The 14,835-nt window shown below is 59.6% G+C and carries 14 protein-coding genes; 6 read left to right on the top strand and 8 right to left on the bottom strand.

Annotated elements, in window-relative coordinates:
* Positions 1-36: 36 nt before the first annotated feature.
* The 7 genes from recO to lptF form a co-directional block, all read right to left on the bottom strand.
* Positions 37-726: a DNA repair protein RecO gene (recO, locus tag AACY52_RS17955; RefSeq protein WP_339560653.1), complete on the bottom strand. Its 690-nt coding sequence runs from the start codon at positions 724-726 to the stop codon at positions 37-39.
* A 163-nt stretch (positions 727-889) separates the two neighbouring features.
* On the bottom strand, positions 890-1,792 hold the full coding sequence (gene era, locus AACY52_RS17950) for a GTPase Era (protein ID WP_027604661.1): 903 nt from the start codon (positions 1,790-1,792) through the stop codon (positions 890-892).
* Positions 1,785-2,474, bottom strand: a complete 690-nt coding sequence (rnc, locus tag AACY52_RS17945) for a ribonuclease III (RefSeq protein ID WP_017136295.1) — start codon at positions 2,472-2,474, stop codon at positions 1,785-1,787. The genes era and rnc overlap by 8 nt, the downstream gene beginning before the upstream one ends.
* Before the next feature lie 152 nt (positions 2,475-2,626).
* The gene (lepB, locus tag AACY52_RS17940) at positions 2,627-3,478 is read right to left on the bottom strand and encodes a signal peptidase I (protein WP_339427128.1); all 852 of its coding nucleotides are present in this window, start codon (positions 3,476-3,478) and stop codon (positions 2,627-2,629) included.
* Between the two features lie 5 nt (positions 3,479-3,483).
* Positions 3,484-5,283, bottom strand: a complete 1,800-nt coding sequence (gene lepA / locus AACY52_RS17935) for a translation elongation factor 4 (protein ID WP_339417750.1) — start codon at positions 5,281-5,283, stop codon at positions 3,484-3,486.
* A gap of 151 nt (positions 5,284-5,434) precedes the next feature.
* Complete coding sequence (gene lptG / locus AACY52_RS17930) at positions 5,435-6,514, bottom strand: LPS export ABC transporter permease LptG (protein ID WP_339560652.1); 1,080 nt, start codon at positions 6,512-6,514, stop codon at positions 5,435-5,437.
* Positions 6,507-7,625: an LPS export ABC transporter permease LptF gene (lptF, locus tag AACY52_RS17925; protein ID WP_339417747.1), complete on the bottom strand. Its 1,119-nt coding sequence runs from the start codon at positions 7,623-7,625 to the stop codon at positions 6,507-6,509. Before lptF ends, lptG begins: the two co-directional genes overlap by 8 nt.
* 284 nt (positions 7,626-7,909) lie before the next feature.
* On the opposite strand from lptF, the gene AACY52_RS17920 reads away from it, so the two are divergent.
* From AACY52_RS17920 to rlmF, 6 genes are all read left to right on the top strand, one after another.
* A complete protein-coding gene (locus AACY52_RS17920; RefSeq protein WP_339560651.1) occupies positions 7,910-9,400 on the top strand; it encodes a leucyl aminopeptidase in 1,491 nt (496 codons plus the stop codon).
* Positions 9,401-9,451: 51 nt separating this feature from the next.
* Positions 9,452-9,880 (top strand): DNA polymerase III subunit chi, encoded by a 429-nt coding sequence (locus tag AACY52_RS17915; RefSeq protein WP_339417743.1) that lies wholly within the window; start codon positions 9,452-9,454, stop codon positions 9,878-9,880.
* Positions 9,881-9,887: 7 nt separating this feature from the next.
* Entirely contained in the window at positions 9,888-10,268 is a 381-nt protein-coding gene (locus tag AACY52_RS17910; protein ID WP_339417741.1) for a DNA polymerase III subunit chi, read from the top strand.
* A gap of 121 nt (positions 10,269-10,389) precedes the next feature.
* Positions 10,390-13,236, top strand: coding sequence for a valine--tRNA ligase (locus tag AACY52_RS17905; protein ID WP_339427129.1), 2,847 nt, complete (start codon positions 10,390-10,392; stop codon positions 13,234-13,236).
* A 12-nt stretch (positions 13,237-13,248) separates the two neighbouring features.
* Positions 13,249-13,404: a hypothetical protein gene (locus AACY52_RS17900; protein ID WP_339417737.1), complete on the top strand. Its 156-nt coding sequence runs from the start codon at positions 13,249-13,251 to the stop codon at positions 13,402-13,404.
* A 36-nt stretch (positions 13,405-13,440) separates the two neighbouring features.
* Positions 13,441-14,460 (top strand): 23S rRNA (adenine(1618)-N(6))-methyltransferase RlmF, encoded by a 1,020-nt coding sequence (rlmF, locus tag AACY52_RS17895; RefSeq protein ID WP_339417735.1) that lies wholly within the window; start codon positions 13,441-13,443, stop codon positions 14,458-14,460.
* A 77-nt stretch (positions 14,461-14,537) separates the two neighbouring features.
* Here rlmF and AACY52_RS17890 read toward each other — a convergent pair whose 3' ends face one another.
* Positions 14,538-14,819 carry an HU family DNA-binding protein gene (locus tag AACY52_RS17890; protein ID WP_003212743.1) on the bottom strand — a complete coding sequence of 94 codons (282 nt, stop codon included), beginning with the start codon at positions 14,817-14,819 and terminating at the stop codon, positions 14,538-14,540.
* Between the last annotated feature and the right edge of the window lie 16 nt (positions 14,820-14,835).

The following is a 14,835-nucleotide window of genomic DNA, read 5'->3' as shown; positions in this document are numbered from 1 at the left end:
TAGGGAAAGAAACGCTGCACAGCATACACGGGGTTGTCAGGGCTTTCGAAACAACTCGCGACTGACCAGCGGCCGCCCGCCCAGGTGCACGGCCAGCGCTTGGCGCATGAGGCGCTTGGCGGCGGACAAAGCACCCGGAGCGCTCCAATCGGCTTCGCTCATCGCCAGCAACTCGGTACCCTGGAACAGGCCAGGTTGCAGCAGGTACACGCGCTCAAGGCCGGCATCGACTTGCAGACGATACATACCGTCGGCGGCGATGGGGTCACCGTGCAGATCGTTGGCGAGTTCGAAGCCGTAGCCCAGGTCGTCAAGCAGGCGCCATTCAAAGGCGCGCAGCAGCGGCTCCAGCGGGCGGCCTTCGGCGAGGGCGAGCAAGGTGGCGGCGTAGTGATCGAAGACGCCAGGGTGTGGGTCTTCGGCGGGCAGTAGGCGGATCAGCAGTTCGTTGAGGTAGAGGCCGCTGAACAACGCATCACCGTTGAGCCAGGCCGACGTACCGACGCTCTCGAGCCGCCCAACGTTTTTCAACTCGCCCTTGCCGCGAAATTCCACGTCCAGCGCCACGAATGGCCTTGCCAGCGTGCCCGCCTTGCCTCGCGCGCTGCGCAATACCGCGCGCAGGCGACCGTGAGGCGTGAGAAAGTCCACCAAGGCGCTGGTCTCACGGTAGGCGCGGCTGTGCAGGACGTAGGCGAGTTGGCTGGGGGGCGGGGATTTGGACATGAGGTTCTCGCTGACAGAGCACGGCCTTGAAAACTACGACTATCCAATGTGGAGCGGGCTTGCTCGCGAATGCGTTATGTCAGTCGACTTATTAGTGACTGATCCACCGCTTTCGCGAGCAAGCCCGCTCCCACATTTTGTCCGGTGGTGTTCTCAGGCTTTGTTACAAGTCGCCGTAGCCCAACGAACGCAGCGCACGCTCATCATCAGACCAGCCACCCTTAACCTTCACCCACAGGTTGAGCATGATCTTGGAATCGAACAGCAATTCCATGTCCTTGCGCGCTTCGGTGCCGATGCGCTTGATGCGCTCGCCCTTGTCGCCAATGATGATTTTCTTCTGGCCGTCACGCTCGACCAAGATCAGCGCATGGATGTGCAAGGTCTTGCCCTGCTGCTTGAACTCTTCGATTTCGACGGTGATCTGGTACGGCAGCTCGGCCCCCATCTGGCGCATGATTTTCTCGCGGACCAGTTCGGCGGCGAGGAAACGGCTGCTGCGGTCGGTGATCTGGTCTTCCGGGAAGAAGTGCTCGTTCTCCGGCAGGTAGCCTGCTATCACGCGTTCCAGGGCTTCGAGGTTATGCCCGTGCTGGGCCGAGATCGGCATGATCTGGGCGTTTGGCAGTTGTTCCTGCAGCCAGCTCAGGTGCGGCATCAGTTCGGCTTTGTCTTCGATACGGTCGGTCTTGTTCAGCGCGACGATCAACGGGCCGGTCACGTATTGCACTCGCTCGAGAACCATCTGGTCTTCATCAGTCCACTTGGTGCGGTCGACCACGAAGATCACAACGTCGACGTCTTTCAACGCCGCCGAAGCGGTTTTGTTCATGTAGCGGTTAAGCGCTTTCTCGCCGCCTTTGTGCATGCCCGGGGTGTCGACGTAGACCGCTTGCACGCTGCCTTCGGTCTTGATGCCCAACATGTTGTGGCGAGTCGTCTGCGGCTTGCGCGAGGTGATCGCGAGCTTCTGGCCGAGGATGTGGTTGAGCAGCGTGGACTTGCCCACGTTGGGGCGGCCAACGATGGCAACATAGCCACAGCGTGTTGCGGTTGAATCAGTCATGGCCATTCTCCACGCCCAGGGCAATCAGTGCTGCAGCGGCCGCTACCTGTTCGGCAATACGACGGCTCACACCCTGACCTCGGCTTTTTTCATTCAGTAAGGTGATTTCACATTCCACGAAGAACACGCGGCAATGCGGCTCACCCTGGATATCCACCACTTCGTAACGTGGCAGTTCGCAACCACGGGACTGCAGGTATTCCTGCAAGCGGGTCTTGGGATCTTTGTTGGTGTCGACCAGCGTCAGGCTTTCGATTTCCGAGGCCAGCCAGGCGACCACGCGCTCCTTGGCCGTCTCCATACCTGCATCGAGGTAGATCGCACCGATCAACGCTTCCAGGGCATCTGCCAGGATCGACTCGCGACGGAAGCCACCGCTTTTCAATTCACCGGAGCCCAGTCGCAGGTATTCACCCAGGCCGAAACCACGGGCCAGCACGGCCAGGGTCTCGCCTTTCACAAGGCGTGCACGCAAGCGCGACAGCTGGCCTTCGCGCGCTTGAGGGAAACGTTCGAAGAGCGCCTCACCGGCGGCAAAGTTAAGGATGGCATCACCGAGGAATTCCAGGCGCTCGTTGTTGCGCCCAGCAAAGCTGCGGTGTGTGAGGGCAAGGACCATCAATTCCTGGTCCTTGAAGGTGTAGCCGAGCTGGCGCTCGAGACGACTTAAAGAAACGCTCACGGTTTACCCATATCTGTTTGGTGGCACCGGCGGCCATCGACGATTGACGCAGTGTTCAAATTCAAATCCTGGTTGGTGCTGCATGGGGCCGGGCAAATAATTGTCCCAGCCCCAGAAAAGCATTCGGCGCTGTGTTCACAGCGCCGCCTGTATTACTTGATCAGCCCGACCCGCGAGAAATTCGGCAGGTGGCTGAGTTTGGGTTCCGGCCAGCTCATCCAGACCGCAAAGGCCTTACCGACTATATTCTGGTCGGGAACCATGCCCAGCAGGTCCTTGGGAATGTTGGGATCATTCCAATAGCGGCTGTCATTGGAGTTGTCACGGTTGTCGCCCATCATGAAGTAGTGCCCGGCAGGCACTTTCCACTCACCGCCAGGCTGGCGGAAGCGCGACATTTCCTTGCGGATCTCATGCTCTACCGCGCCGAGTTTTTCCTGGTACAGCTCGGCGCTGCCCAGGGAACTTGGCTCGGAGCCGAGCAACTTCTCGGCCACCGACTCACCGTTGATCAACAGACGCTTGTCGCCCGTGTAGCGAATCACATCGCCCGGCAGGCCGATCACGCGCTTGATGTAGTTGACGCTCGGGTCGCTCGGGTAGCGGAACACCATCACATCGCCGCGCTGCGGGTCACCAATTTCGATGACCTTCTTGTCGATCACCGGCAGGCGAATCCCGTAGGCAAACTTGTTCACCAGAATGAAGTCGCCCACGTCCAGGGTAGGTTTCATCGACCCCGAAGGGATCTGAAACGGCTCCACCAGGAACGAACGCAGCACCAGCACGATGAACAACACCGGGAAGAACGACTTGCCGTATTCAACCAGCAAAGGCTCTTTGTTCAGCTTCTCGACCACCACGGCATCGGGCTGGCTGACGCTGCCCTGATACGAAGCGATAGCCGCCCGCCGACGCGGGGCGAAGAACACCAGATCAAGCAACGCCAGGAAGCCACAAACGGCAACGGCGATGACCAGCAACAGCGGGAAATTTAGTGACATAGGACCTAACTATCCAACCTGAGCACCGCAAGGAAGGCTTCTTGTGGAATTTCCACGTTGCCCACTTGCTTCATGCGTTTTTTACCGGCCTTTTGCTTCTCAAGCAGCTTGCGCTTACGGCTTACGTCACCGCCGTAGCATTTGGCCAGTACGTTCTTTCTGAGTGCCTTGACGGAGGTCCGTGCAATGATCTGCCCGCCGATGGCGGCCTGGATCGCGACGTCGAACATCTGGCGCGGAATCAGTTCTTTCATCTTCTCGGTCAACTGGCGACCTTTATAGTGCGCATTGTCCTTGTGCACGATCAGTGCCAGGGCATCGACCTTGTCGCCGTTGATCAACACATCCAGCTTCACCAGATTAGCCGACTGGTAACGGTCGAAATGATAATCCAGCGAAGCATAGCCGCGGCTGGTGGATTTGAGACGGTCGAAGAAGTCCAGCACCACTTCGTTCATCGGCAAATCATAGGTCACTTGCACCTGGGTACCGAGGAACAGCATGTCGTGCTGTACGCCACGCTTTTCGATACACAGGGTAATGACGTTGCCCAGGTGTTCCTGTGGCACAAGAATATTGGCGCGCACGATTGGTTCGCGCATGTCTTCGATGGAAGACAGGTCTGGAAGCTTCGACGGGTTATCGACGTAAATCGTTTCACCGGTTTTCAACGCCAGCTCAAAAATAACCGTCGGCGCGGTGGTGATCAGGTCCAGGTCGTATTCGCGCTCAAGGCGCTCCTGGATGATCTCCATGTGCAGCATGCCGAGGAAGCCGCAGCGGAAGCCGAAGCCCAGGGCGTCGGAGCTTTCCGGGGTGTACTGCAACGACGAGTCGTTGAGGGTCAGCTTTTGCAGGGCTTCGCGGAAGTCTTCGAAGTCGTCGGAGCTGACCGGGAACAGGCCGGCGTAGACCTGCGGCTGGATGCGCTTGAAACCCGGTAGCACATCGACGTCAGGGGTGGAGCTCAAGGTCAGGGTGTCACCGACCGGCGCACCGTGGATGTCCTTGATACCGGCGATGATGAAGCCCACTTCACCGGCTTTCAGGTCGACGGTGGCAGTGTGTTTCGGGTTGAACACACCGACGCTGTCCACCAGGTGGATCTTGCCGGTGGATTTGACCAGGATCTTGTCGCCTTTCTTCACACGGCCGTGGCGCACGCGCACCAGGGAGACAACGCCCAGGTAGTTGTCGAACCAGGAGTCGATGATCAACGCTTGCAGCGGATCTTCGTAGTTGCCGGTTGGCGCAGGAATGGTATTGACCAGGCGCTCAAGCACTTCGTCGACGCCCAGGCCGGTCTTGGCGCTGCACTCGACGGCGTCGGTGGCGTCAATGCCAATGATTTTTTCGATTTCTTCTTTGACGCGGTCCGGATCGGCTTGCGGCAAGTCGATCTTGTTCAGCACCGGCATCACTTCCAGGCCTTGCTCGATGGCGGTGTAGCAGTTGGCTACGGACTGGGCTTCAACGCCCTGACCCGCGTCCACCACCAGCAATGCGCCTTCGCAGGCCGCCAGGGAACGGCTGACTTCATAGGTGAAGTCGACGTGGCCCGGGGTGTCAATGAAGTTCAGCTGGTACTTGATACCGTCTTTGGCGGTGTAGTACAGAGTGACACTGTGGGCCTTGATGGTGATCCCGCGCTCGCGTTCGAGGTCCATGGAATCCAGCACCTGGGCTTCCATTTCACGCTCGGCAAGGCCGCCGCACATCTGGATGAATCGATCGGCCAGCGTCGACTTACCATGGTCAATGTGGGCGATGATGGAGAAATTGCGGATATGACTCAAATCACTCACGGATCAACACTCAAAAAGGCTGCAGGCAGATTGCCCGCCGAAAAATAGCCGGGAATTGTACCTGATGCTCAGGCCAGGCGTCATCTTTGCTGACCAGAACAAAAATGCCCCGAACTCTGGACCGGGGCATTTTTTGTTCATAAGCGTGGTATCAACCGGCTCGACGCAGTAGCCAGAAGCCAGCCAAGGCACAGATGGCCGTGGGCACCAGCACCGCAAACAGCGGCGAGAAGCCGAACACCAGGCTCGACGGGCCTAGCAGGTCTTGGGCGATACGGAATGTGAAACCCACTAGTACGCCGGTAAACACACGCTGGCCCAGGGTTACGGAGCGTAGCGGACCAAAGATGAACGAGATCGCCATCAGCACCAGCGCAGCCGTCACCACCGGTTGCAACACCTTGACCCAAAATGCCAGCCAGTAACGACCGTTGTTCAGGCCCTGGTCCTTCAGATAGTGGATGTAACTCCAAAGCCCGGAGATCGGCAGGCTTTCCGGGGTCATCACCACGGTATTGAGCAATTGCGGCTTGAGGGCGATGTCCCATTCTGCGCTTGGCACGTTGATCACTTCGGTGCTGGCCTTGGCACCTTGGCCGATATCGCGGAAATACGTGGTAGTGACATCGCTCAATTGCCACTTTTCATCACCGTACTGCGCACGTTTGGCGAAGCTTGACGACAGAAGATGGCGTTCTTTGTCAAAGTTGTAGCGGGTCACGCCAATCAACAGGCCGCCCGGTTGAACGGCATTGATGTGGATAAATTGATCACCCTGGCGGTGCCACAGACCGCGCTTGGAGCTTTGCGCATCGCCCGACCCCTGAGCCAAGGCACGATTAGCCTGGGCCGTGGATTCAGTCGGCGGCGCGACGTATTCACCGATCAGCACGCTGCACAGCATCAGCAGCAACATGGGCTTCATCACCGCCCAGACGATACGACCGATGGAAACCCCGGCCGCGCGCATGATGGTCAGTTCGCTGTTGCTGGCCAGGGTACCCAGGCCGATCAGACAGCCAATCAGCGCTGCCATCGGCATCATCTCGTAGAGACGACGCGGCGCGGTCAGCGCGACAAAGCTGAGCACATCCCACACGGTATAGGTGTCGCTGACGTTACCCACTTCATCGATGAAGGCGAACAACGACGCCAGGCCCAGGATGATGCCCAATACCGCCAGGATGGCGATCAGTACACTGCTACCGATGTAGCGATCGAGCTTAGCCACGAGCCAACTCCTTCTGGCCACGACGGCTCATCATTTTCAAACGTATGGGTTCCCAGTAGAGCAGGCCCAGGCCAATCACCAGGAAGATCCCGTGCACCCACCAAAGGCCCAGGGTCGGGGACAGCCTGCCCTTTTCCAGGGAACCGCGGGCGGAAATCAGGATGGTCAGGTAAGCCATGTACAGCAGGATCGCCGGCAGCAGCTTGAGAAAACGCCCCTGGCGCGGGTTGACGCGCGACAGCGGCACGGCCATCAAGGTCACGATGAACACTAGCAACGGCAGGGAGATGCGCCATTGCAGTTCGGCGATGGAACGCAGTTCCTTGCTGCCGAACAGCTCGGAGGTCGGGATGGCGTCACGGTCGGTAACTTCGTCGCTGATATCCGGACGCGCCAGCATCACGCCATAGGTGTCGTACTGGATTGCACGGTAATCGGCCATGCCGGGGCTACCGTCATAGCGATAGCCGTTTTCCAGGATCAGGTAGCGGCTGCCGTCCGGGCGCACTTCCTGACGCCCCGAATCGGCTACCAATATGGAAATACCACGGTCCTTCTTGTCCTGGCCCAGGCGCTTCTCGGAGATGAACACCCCGCCCAGGTTAGCGCGATCGTCGGTCAGGGTTTCGGTGTAGGTCACCCGAGAGCCGTCATTGAGCGCCTGAAAACGGCCTGGCTCGAGGGTATCGAACTCGGTCATCGCGTCTTGTTTGTTCAGCACCAACTGGAACTGCATGGCGCCCTGGGGAGCCAGGCTCAGGCTCAGCCAGGCGACGATCAGCGCGACGCCGGCGGCTGGGATCATGGTCATGCCCAGCAGGCGCTGCTGGCTCATGCCTGTGGCCGAGAGCACGGTCATTTCGCTTTCGAGGTATAGGCGGCCGTATGCCAGCAGGATCCCCAGGAACAGGCCCAACGGCAGGATCAGTTGCAGGAAGCCCGGCAGGCGAAAGCCCATAATCAGGAACAGCGAGCCTGGGTCCAGGGCGCCCGAAGCGGCTTGGGCCAGGTATTTGACGAAACGACCACTCATGATGATGACCAGCAATACCGCACTCACGGCACTCAGGGTCAACAGGACTTCGCGGGACAGATAACGGAAGACGATCAAACCAGACACTCCAGGGTTGTCAGGCTAAGGCGGCCAAACAAGCAAGCATACCGAGTCAGCCCCTTTACACAGGGCCGGCTAAAAAGATGGCACATTATCCTGTGATTGACCGCGCCTGTCACTGCGCAACCTCATGCACGTGCACAAAGCTGGCGGCAAGGGTTGTCAGGCTCCGCCGGCGAGGTTCAAACTGCGGCCTTTGTCGCCGGCGGTTTACACAGCTGCCGGGTATTAAAGCCGGAGTACAGACTCCTGGCTAATAGACCTTTATAAGGGACCCGAAAATGGAATTGGTTGTAAAAAGCGTTAGCCCCGAAACGTTGAAAACCGCCACCCTCGTGGTCGCCATTGGCGAAGGCCGCAAACTCGGCGTTGCCGCCAAGCAACTCGACGAACTCAGCGGCGGCGCTATCAGCGCAGTGCTCAAGCGCGGCGACCTGGCCGGCAAAGTCGGCCAGAGCCTGCTGCTGCAGAGCCTGCCCAACCTCAAAGCCGAGCGTGTATTGCTGGTGGGCGTGGGCAAGGACGCCGAACTCGGCGACCGCCCTTTCCGCAAGATCATCAGCGCCATCCTCACCACCCTCAAGGGCCTGGGCGGCAGCGATGCAGCGCTGGCACTCGATGAAATCATTGTAAAAGGCCGTGACAGCTACGGCAAGACCCGCCTGCTGGCTGAAACGTTGGTGGATGGCGGTTACTTCTTCGACCAGTTCAAGAGCCAGAAAGCCGAACCGCGTGCCCTGAAGAAAATCACCCTGCTGACCATCAAGGCGGCCCAGGCTGAAGTCGAGCGCGCCGTGACCCACGCGACAGCTATCGCCAATGGCATGTCGTTCACCCGCGACCTGGGTAACCTGCCGCCGAACATCTGCCACCCGACCTTCCTGGGCGAACAAGCCAAGGCACTGGGCAAAGAGTTCAAGGGCCTGAAAGTTGAAGTGCTGGATGAGAAAAAGATCAAGGAACTGGGCATGGGCTCGTTCTATGCCGTAGGCCAGGGCAGCGACCAGCCGCCACGCCTGATCGTGATGCAATACAACGGCGGCAAGAAGTCCGAGAAGCCTTACGCCCTGGTCGGCAAAGGCATCACCTTCGACACCGGCGGCATCAGCCTCAAGCCGGGCCAAGGCATGGACGAGATGAAGTACGACATGGGCGGCGCCGCGAGCGTGTTCGGTACCCTGCGTGCCGTGCTGGAACTCAAACTGCCGATCAACCTCGTATGCATCCTGGCCTGCGCCGAGAACATGCCAAGCGGCGGCGCGGCGCGCCCGGGCGATATCGTGACCACCATGAGCGGCCAGACCGTCGAAATCCTCAACACCGACGCCGAAGGCCGCCTGGTGCTGTGCGATGCCCTGACCTACGCCGAGCGCTTCAAGCCACAGGCCGTGATCGATATCGCCACCCTGACCGGCGCCTGCATCGTCGCGCTGGGCTCCCACACCTCGGGCCTGCTGGGCAACAACGACGAGCTGATCGAGCAACTGCTCAGCGCCGGCAAGGCTGCCGACGACCGCGCCTGGCAACTGCCGCTGTTCGATGAGTACCAGGAACAGCTGGACAGCCCGTTCGCCGACATCGCCAACATCGGCGGCCCGAAAGCCGGCACCATCACTGCTGCCTGCTTCCTGTCGCGCTTTGCCAAAAACTTCAACTGGGCCCACCTGGACATCGCCGGCACGGCCTGGACCAGCGGCGGCAAGGACAAGGGCGCCACTGGCCGTCCGGTGCCACTGCTGACCCAATACCTGTTGGATCGCGCCAAGGCCTGAAACTGACGATTCCGGGACGGCCATCACGCCGTCCCGGTCTCAGGAACCCCAATGACCCAAGTCGACTTCTATATATTGCCCAGCGCCGACCCGCTCGCGCGCCTGGACTTTGCCTGCAAACTCACCGAAAAAGCCTGGCGCTTGGGCCACCGTATTTACCTGCATTGCAGCGATGCTGCGCAGCGTGACGAGCTTGATGCCCGCCTATGGCGCTTCAAGGGCGAAAGCTTCGTGCCCCACGGCCCCGCCGAGTCTGAACCTGAAGGCTTGGTGGTGCTGGGCTTAGGCGACAACTGCGGCGCTCATCAGGACCTGCTGGTCAACCTGGACCTGAAAGTACCGCCCTTTGCCAAGGCGTTCGCCCGTGTGGCGGAAGTGGTGGTGGAAGATCCGGCTATTCGTCAGGCCGCGCGGGAGAGTTTCCGTTTCTACCGCGAACAGGGCTATCCTCTGCAAGATCACCGGTTACAACGACTTTGAGCACACGATGGACACTCCCAATTCTGTAAAAAAAGACGACCACCTGCTGGACGACCTTGAGTCGATCCGCCAGTTGCTGGGTGATGATGACTTGCAGCCGCCGCTGCTGACCGAGACGGTCAATGGCGAGGTCCAGATTCCGCTGTTATTCGACATGGTCGGTAATAAGCCCGCAGCCCCGGTAGCAGTCACTGCAGTAGCAGAACCCGCTCCCGCCGAAAAAGGGCCCGACGCCCTGCTGCTGCACCTGGATAAAGAACTGCGCGCCGCTGCGCAATTGATCATGCAAGACGTGATCGACGACTTTGCCCCGCATATCGAGACCGAGATAAAGCGTCGGTTGGATGCACGGATGGAGCGGCTGATCGCCGCAGCTACAAGCAATTAGCTACAAGCTGCAAGAGCAGTTGCCCCCAAGCTTGTAGCTCATAGCTTGTAGCTTGCAACTGCTCCCCCCCGTTATACTTGCCGGCTTTCCTGAATTAATGCCAACTAGGGTCCCGCCGCGCATGGATAAGACCTATCAGCCCCACGCTATCGAAACTTCCTGGTACAACACCTGGGAGTCCGAGAACTATTTCGCCCCACAAGGTGCGGGCGACTCGTACACCATCATGATTCCGCCACCGAACGTCACTGGCAGCCTGCACATGGGCCATGGCTTCAACAATGCGATCATGGATGCGTTAATCCGTTTCCGCCGCATGCAGGGCCGCAATACCCTGTGGCAGCCAGGCACCGACCACGCCGGTATCGCCACGCAGATGCTGGTGGAACGCCAACTCGAAGCGACCGGCCAGAGCCGTCACGACCTGGGTCGCGAGAAATTCCTGGAAAAGATCTGGGAATGGAAAGACCAGTCCGGCGGCAACATCAGCCGTCAGATCCGCCGCCTGGGCTCGTCCGTCGACTGGAGCCGCGAGCGCTTCACCATGGACGATGGCCTGTCGGAATCCGTGAAAGAAGCCTTCGTGCGCCTGCATGAAGACGGCCTGATCTACCGCGGCAAGCGCCTGGTCAACTGGGACACCAAGTTGCACACGGCGATTTCCGACCTCGAAGTGGAAAACCACGACGAGAAAGGCTTCCTGTGGAACCTCAAGTACCCACTGGCCGACGGCGCCAAGACCGCTGAAGGCAATGACTACCTGATCGTCGCCACCACCCGTCCGGAAACCATGCTCGGCGACGCCGCCGTAGCGGTTAACCCGAACGATGAACGCTACCAGGCGCTGATCGGCAAGTTCGTCGAGCTGCCTTTGGTTGGCCGTCGCATCCCGATCATCGCGGACGACTACTGCGACCCTGAATTCGGCACCGGCTGCGTGAAAATCACCCCAGCCCACGACTTCAACGACTACGAAGTCGGCAAGCGTCACAACCTGGCGCTGCTGAACATCTTCGACAAGAATGCCGCCGTACTGCCGGCCTGCCAGGTGTTCAACCTGGACGGCACGCTGAACGAGAGCATCGACGGCAAGATCCCGGCCGAATACGTCGGCCTCGACCGCTTCGAAGCGCGCAAGCAGATCGTTGCCGCCTTCGACGCCGTCGGTTTGCTGGTGAGCGTTGACGACCACGGCCTGAAAGTGCCGAAGGGCGACCGTTCCGGCACCGTGATCGAACCGTGGCTGACCGACCAGTGGTACGTGTCCACCAAGCCGCTGGCCGAGCCTGCGATTGCCGCAGTGGAAGATGGCCGAATCCAGTTCGTGCCGAAACAGTACGAAAACATGTACTTCTCGTGGATGCGTGACATCCAGGATTGGTGCATCAGCCGTCAACTGTGGTGGGGCCATCGCATTCCGGCCTGGTACGACGAATCAGGCAAGGTCTACGTAGGCCGCGACGAAGCCGAAGTGCGTGCCAAGCACACCCTCGGCCCGGACGTTGCGCTGCAACAAGACAACGACGTACTGGATACCTGGTTCAGCTCGGGCCTGTGGACGTTCTCCACCCTGGGCTGGCCGCAGCAGACCGAATTCCTGAAGAAATTCCACTCCACCGACGTGCTGGTTACCGGTTTCGACATCATTTTCTTCTGGGTTGCCCGGATGATCATGCTGACCATGCATTTGGTGAAGAACGAAGACGGCACGCCGCAAGTACCGTTCAAAACCGTGTACGTGCACGGCCTGGTGCGTGATGGCCAGGGCCAGAAGATGTCCAAGTCCAAGGGCAACGTCCTGGACCCGCTGGACATCATCGACGGCATCGACCTGGAAACCTTGGTGCAGAAACGCACCTCGGGCCTGATGCAGCCGAAACTGGCGAAGAAGATCGAGAAGCAGACCCGCGACGAGTTCGCCGACGGCATCGCCAGCTACGGCACCGACGCCCTGCGCTTCACCTTCTGCTCGTTGGCGTCTACCGGTCGCGACATCAAGTTCGACATGGGCCGTGTCGAGGGCTATCGCAACTTCTGCAACAAGATCTGGAACGCGGCGCGCTACGTGCTGGACAAAGGCGAAGACTGCGGCCAGAACGGCGAAGAGGTCGAACTGTCCCTGGCTGACCGCTGGATCATTTCGCAACTGCAACGCACCGAAACCGAAGTGACCCGCCAACTCGACCAGTTCCGTTTCGACCTCGCCGCACAGGCCTTGTACGAGTTCATCTGGAACCAGTATTGCGACTGGTACCTGGAACTGTCCAAGCCCGTGCTGTGGGACGAAAACGCACCTGTCGAACGCCAGCGCGGCACCCGTCGCACCCTGGTGCGCGTGCTGGAAGTGGCGTTGCGCCTGGCGCATCCGTTCATGCCGTTCATCACCGAAGAAATCTGGCAGCGCCTCGCGCCGCTGGCCGGTATCGAAGGCAAGACCATCATGCTGCAGCCTTGGCCGGTGGCCAACGAAGCGCGTATCGATGAGGCGGCCGAAAGCGATATCGAATGGCTCAAGACGTTGATGATGGGCACACGTAACATCCGTGCCGAGATGAACATCGGGCCGGGCAAGCCACTGGCAGTGTTTGTGAAGAACGCCAGCGCTGAGGATCAGCGTCGTCTTACTGAGAACGATGCACTGCTCAAGAAGCTGGCGAAGCTGGAGTCGATCACTGTATTGGCTGCGGGCGAAGAAGCACCGCTGTCCGCCACCGCTCTGGTGGGCGACATGGAAGTGCTGGTGCCGATGGCTGGCCTGATCGACAAGGGCGCTGAACTGGCCCGCCTCGACAAAGAAATCCTGCGCCTGCAAGGCGAAGTGCAGCGGGTGGGCGGCAAGCTGTCCAACGCGGCGTTCGTCGACAAGGCGCCGGCTGAAGTGATCGAAAAAGAACGCGCCAAGCTGGCAGAGGCTGAACAGGCCTTGGGTAAGCTGGCGGAGCAACATGCGCGGATTTCCAGCCTGTAAGGTGTGAACCGCGTGAAAAAAGAGACCTTCGGGTCTCTTTTTTTTGCTTTTTGTGGGAGCTGGCTTGCCTGTGATGCAGGCAACTCGGTGTACCTGCAAGAGAGCGTTGATACCATCGCAGGCAAGCCAGCTCCCACATTTGACCGAGATCACCTCAAGAATGTGTGACAATGCCCACCACTTTGAGCCAACACCAGAATCATCATGACCCCCCCCAGCACGCCAAAACCTCCGCGCAAGAAGCCTAAAACCGCAGTCACGGCCAAGCCCGTCGTGCCGCGCAAAGAGGCCACCCTGCACCCGCGCAACCGTCACACGGGCCGTTACGACTTCCCTGCGCTGATCAAAACCACGCCGGAACTGGCGCAGTTCGTGATCCTCAACCCCTACGGCAAGGAAAGCATCGACTTCGCCAGCCCGGATGCGGTGCGGGTGTTCAACCGGGCACTGCTGAAGGCTTTTTATGGCATCCAGCACTGGGACATCCCGGCGGATTACCTGTGCCCACCGGTGCCGGGACGTGCAGACTACGTACACTTCCTCGCCGACCTGCTGGCCAGCGTCAACGACGGCAAGATCCCGCGTGGTTCAATCGTCAAGGTGCTGGACATCGGCATGGGCGCCAATTGCGTCTACCCGTTGATTGGCTACATGGAGTACCGCTGGAACTTCCTGGGCTCGGAGGTCGACCCTACCGCCGTGGCCGCGGCAAAGGCCATCGTGCAGTCCAATGACCTGAGCAAGGTCATCCAGTTGCGCCTGCAGGCTAACCCTAAGCAGATCCTGCTGGGCTTGCTGGAACCGGGTGAGCGCTTTGACCTGACCATGTGCAACCCGCCATTCCACGCGTCCATGGACGAAGCCACCAAGGGCAGCGAACGCAAGTGGCGAGCCTTGGGCAAGGCTGACCCGAAACGCAAGTTGCCGGTGCTGAACTTCGGCGGCCAATCGGCCGAGTTGTGGTGTGAAGGCGGTGAAGCACGCTTCGTGACCCAGTTGATCGCCGAGAGCGCGCACTTTGCCCACAAGGTGTTGTGGTTCAGCACTCTGGTGTCAAAAGCGTCGAACTTGCCCGCCATCGAGACTGCGCTGAAAAAAGCCGGCGTGCTGGAAAGCCAAGTGGTGGAAATGTCTCAGGGGCAGAAGCAAAGCCGCTTTGTGGCCTGGACCTTCCAGACCAAGAACGAACAGCAGATCTGGCGCCAGCGCTGGGTACGCGACTAGCCCTTCATCACAGTAGAATCGCAGGCAACAAAAAACCGTGCCCGGATCGCTCCGGAGCACGGTTTTTTTGCTGCGTCTTACTTGTTAACAGCGTCGGTCAGGCCTTTGGCCACAACCAGCTTGATAACTTTCTTGGCAGCGATTTCGATGGCAGCGCCAGTCGAAGGGTTACGGCCAGTACGGGCAGGACGCTCGGTCACTTTCAGTTTGCCAACGCCTGGCAGAGTGATTTCGCCGCCGTTTTCCAGCTGATCAGCAACGATCTGGCTCAGTTGGTCCAGCAGAGCGCGCACGGTGGTCTTCGGTGCGTCTACTGCTTCAGCCAGGTCAGCGATCAGTTGGTCTTTAGTAATAGCCATTGTGGTGTTCCTTCCC

The organism is Pseudomonas sp. EA_65y_Pfl1_P113 (genome assembly GCF_963970525.1).
GTDB classification, from domain to species: Bacteria; Pseudomonadota; Gammaproteobacteria; order Pseudomonadales; family Pseudomonadaceae; genus Aquipseudomonas; species Aquipseudomonas tritici.
The sequence above is the reverse complement of the archived record's forward strand: the minus strand, read 5'-3'. Positions and strand labels throughout refer to the sequence as shown.

Bases quoted from the DNA above. Each gene is read 5' to 3' on its own strand.
- recO (WP_339560653.1), bottom strand. From the start codon at position 726: ATGTCCAAATCCCCGCCCCCCAGCCAACTCGCCTACGTCCTGCACAGC.
- era (WP_027604661.1), bottom strand. From the start codon at position 1,792: ATGACTGATTCAACCGCAACACGCTGTGGCTATGTTGCCATCGTTGGC.
- lepB (WP_339427128.1), bottom strand. From the start codon at position 3,478: ATGTCACTAAATTTCCCGCTGTTGCTGGTCATCGCCGTTGCCGTTTGT.
- AACY52_RS17920 (WP_339560651.1), top strand. From the start codon at position 7,910: ATGGAATTGGTTGTAAAAAGCGTTAGCCCCGAAACGTTGAAAACCGCC.
- AACY52_RS17915 (WP_339417743.1), top strand. From the start codon at position 9,452: ATGACCCAAGTCGACTTCTATATATTGCCCAGCGCCGACCCGCTCGCG.
- AACY52_RS17910 (WP_339417741.1), top strand. From the start codon at position 9,888: ATGGACACTCCCAATTCTGTAAAAAAAGACGACCACCTGCTGGACGAC.
- AACY52_RS17905 (WP_339427129.1), top strand. From the start codon at position 10,390: ATGGATAAGACCTATCAGCCCCACGCTATCGAAACTTCCTGGTACAAC.
- rlmF (WP_339417735.1), top strand. From the start codon at position 13,441: ATGACCCCCCCCAGCACGCCAAAACCTCCGCGCAAGAAGCCTAAAACC.
- AACY52_RS17890 (WP_003212743.1), bottom strand. From the start codon at position 14,819: ATGGCTATTACTAAAGACCAACTGATCGCTGACCTGGCTGAAGCAGTA.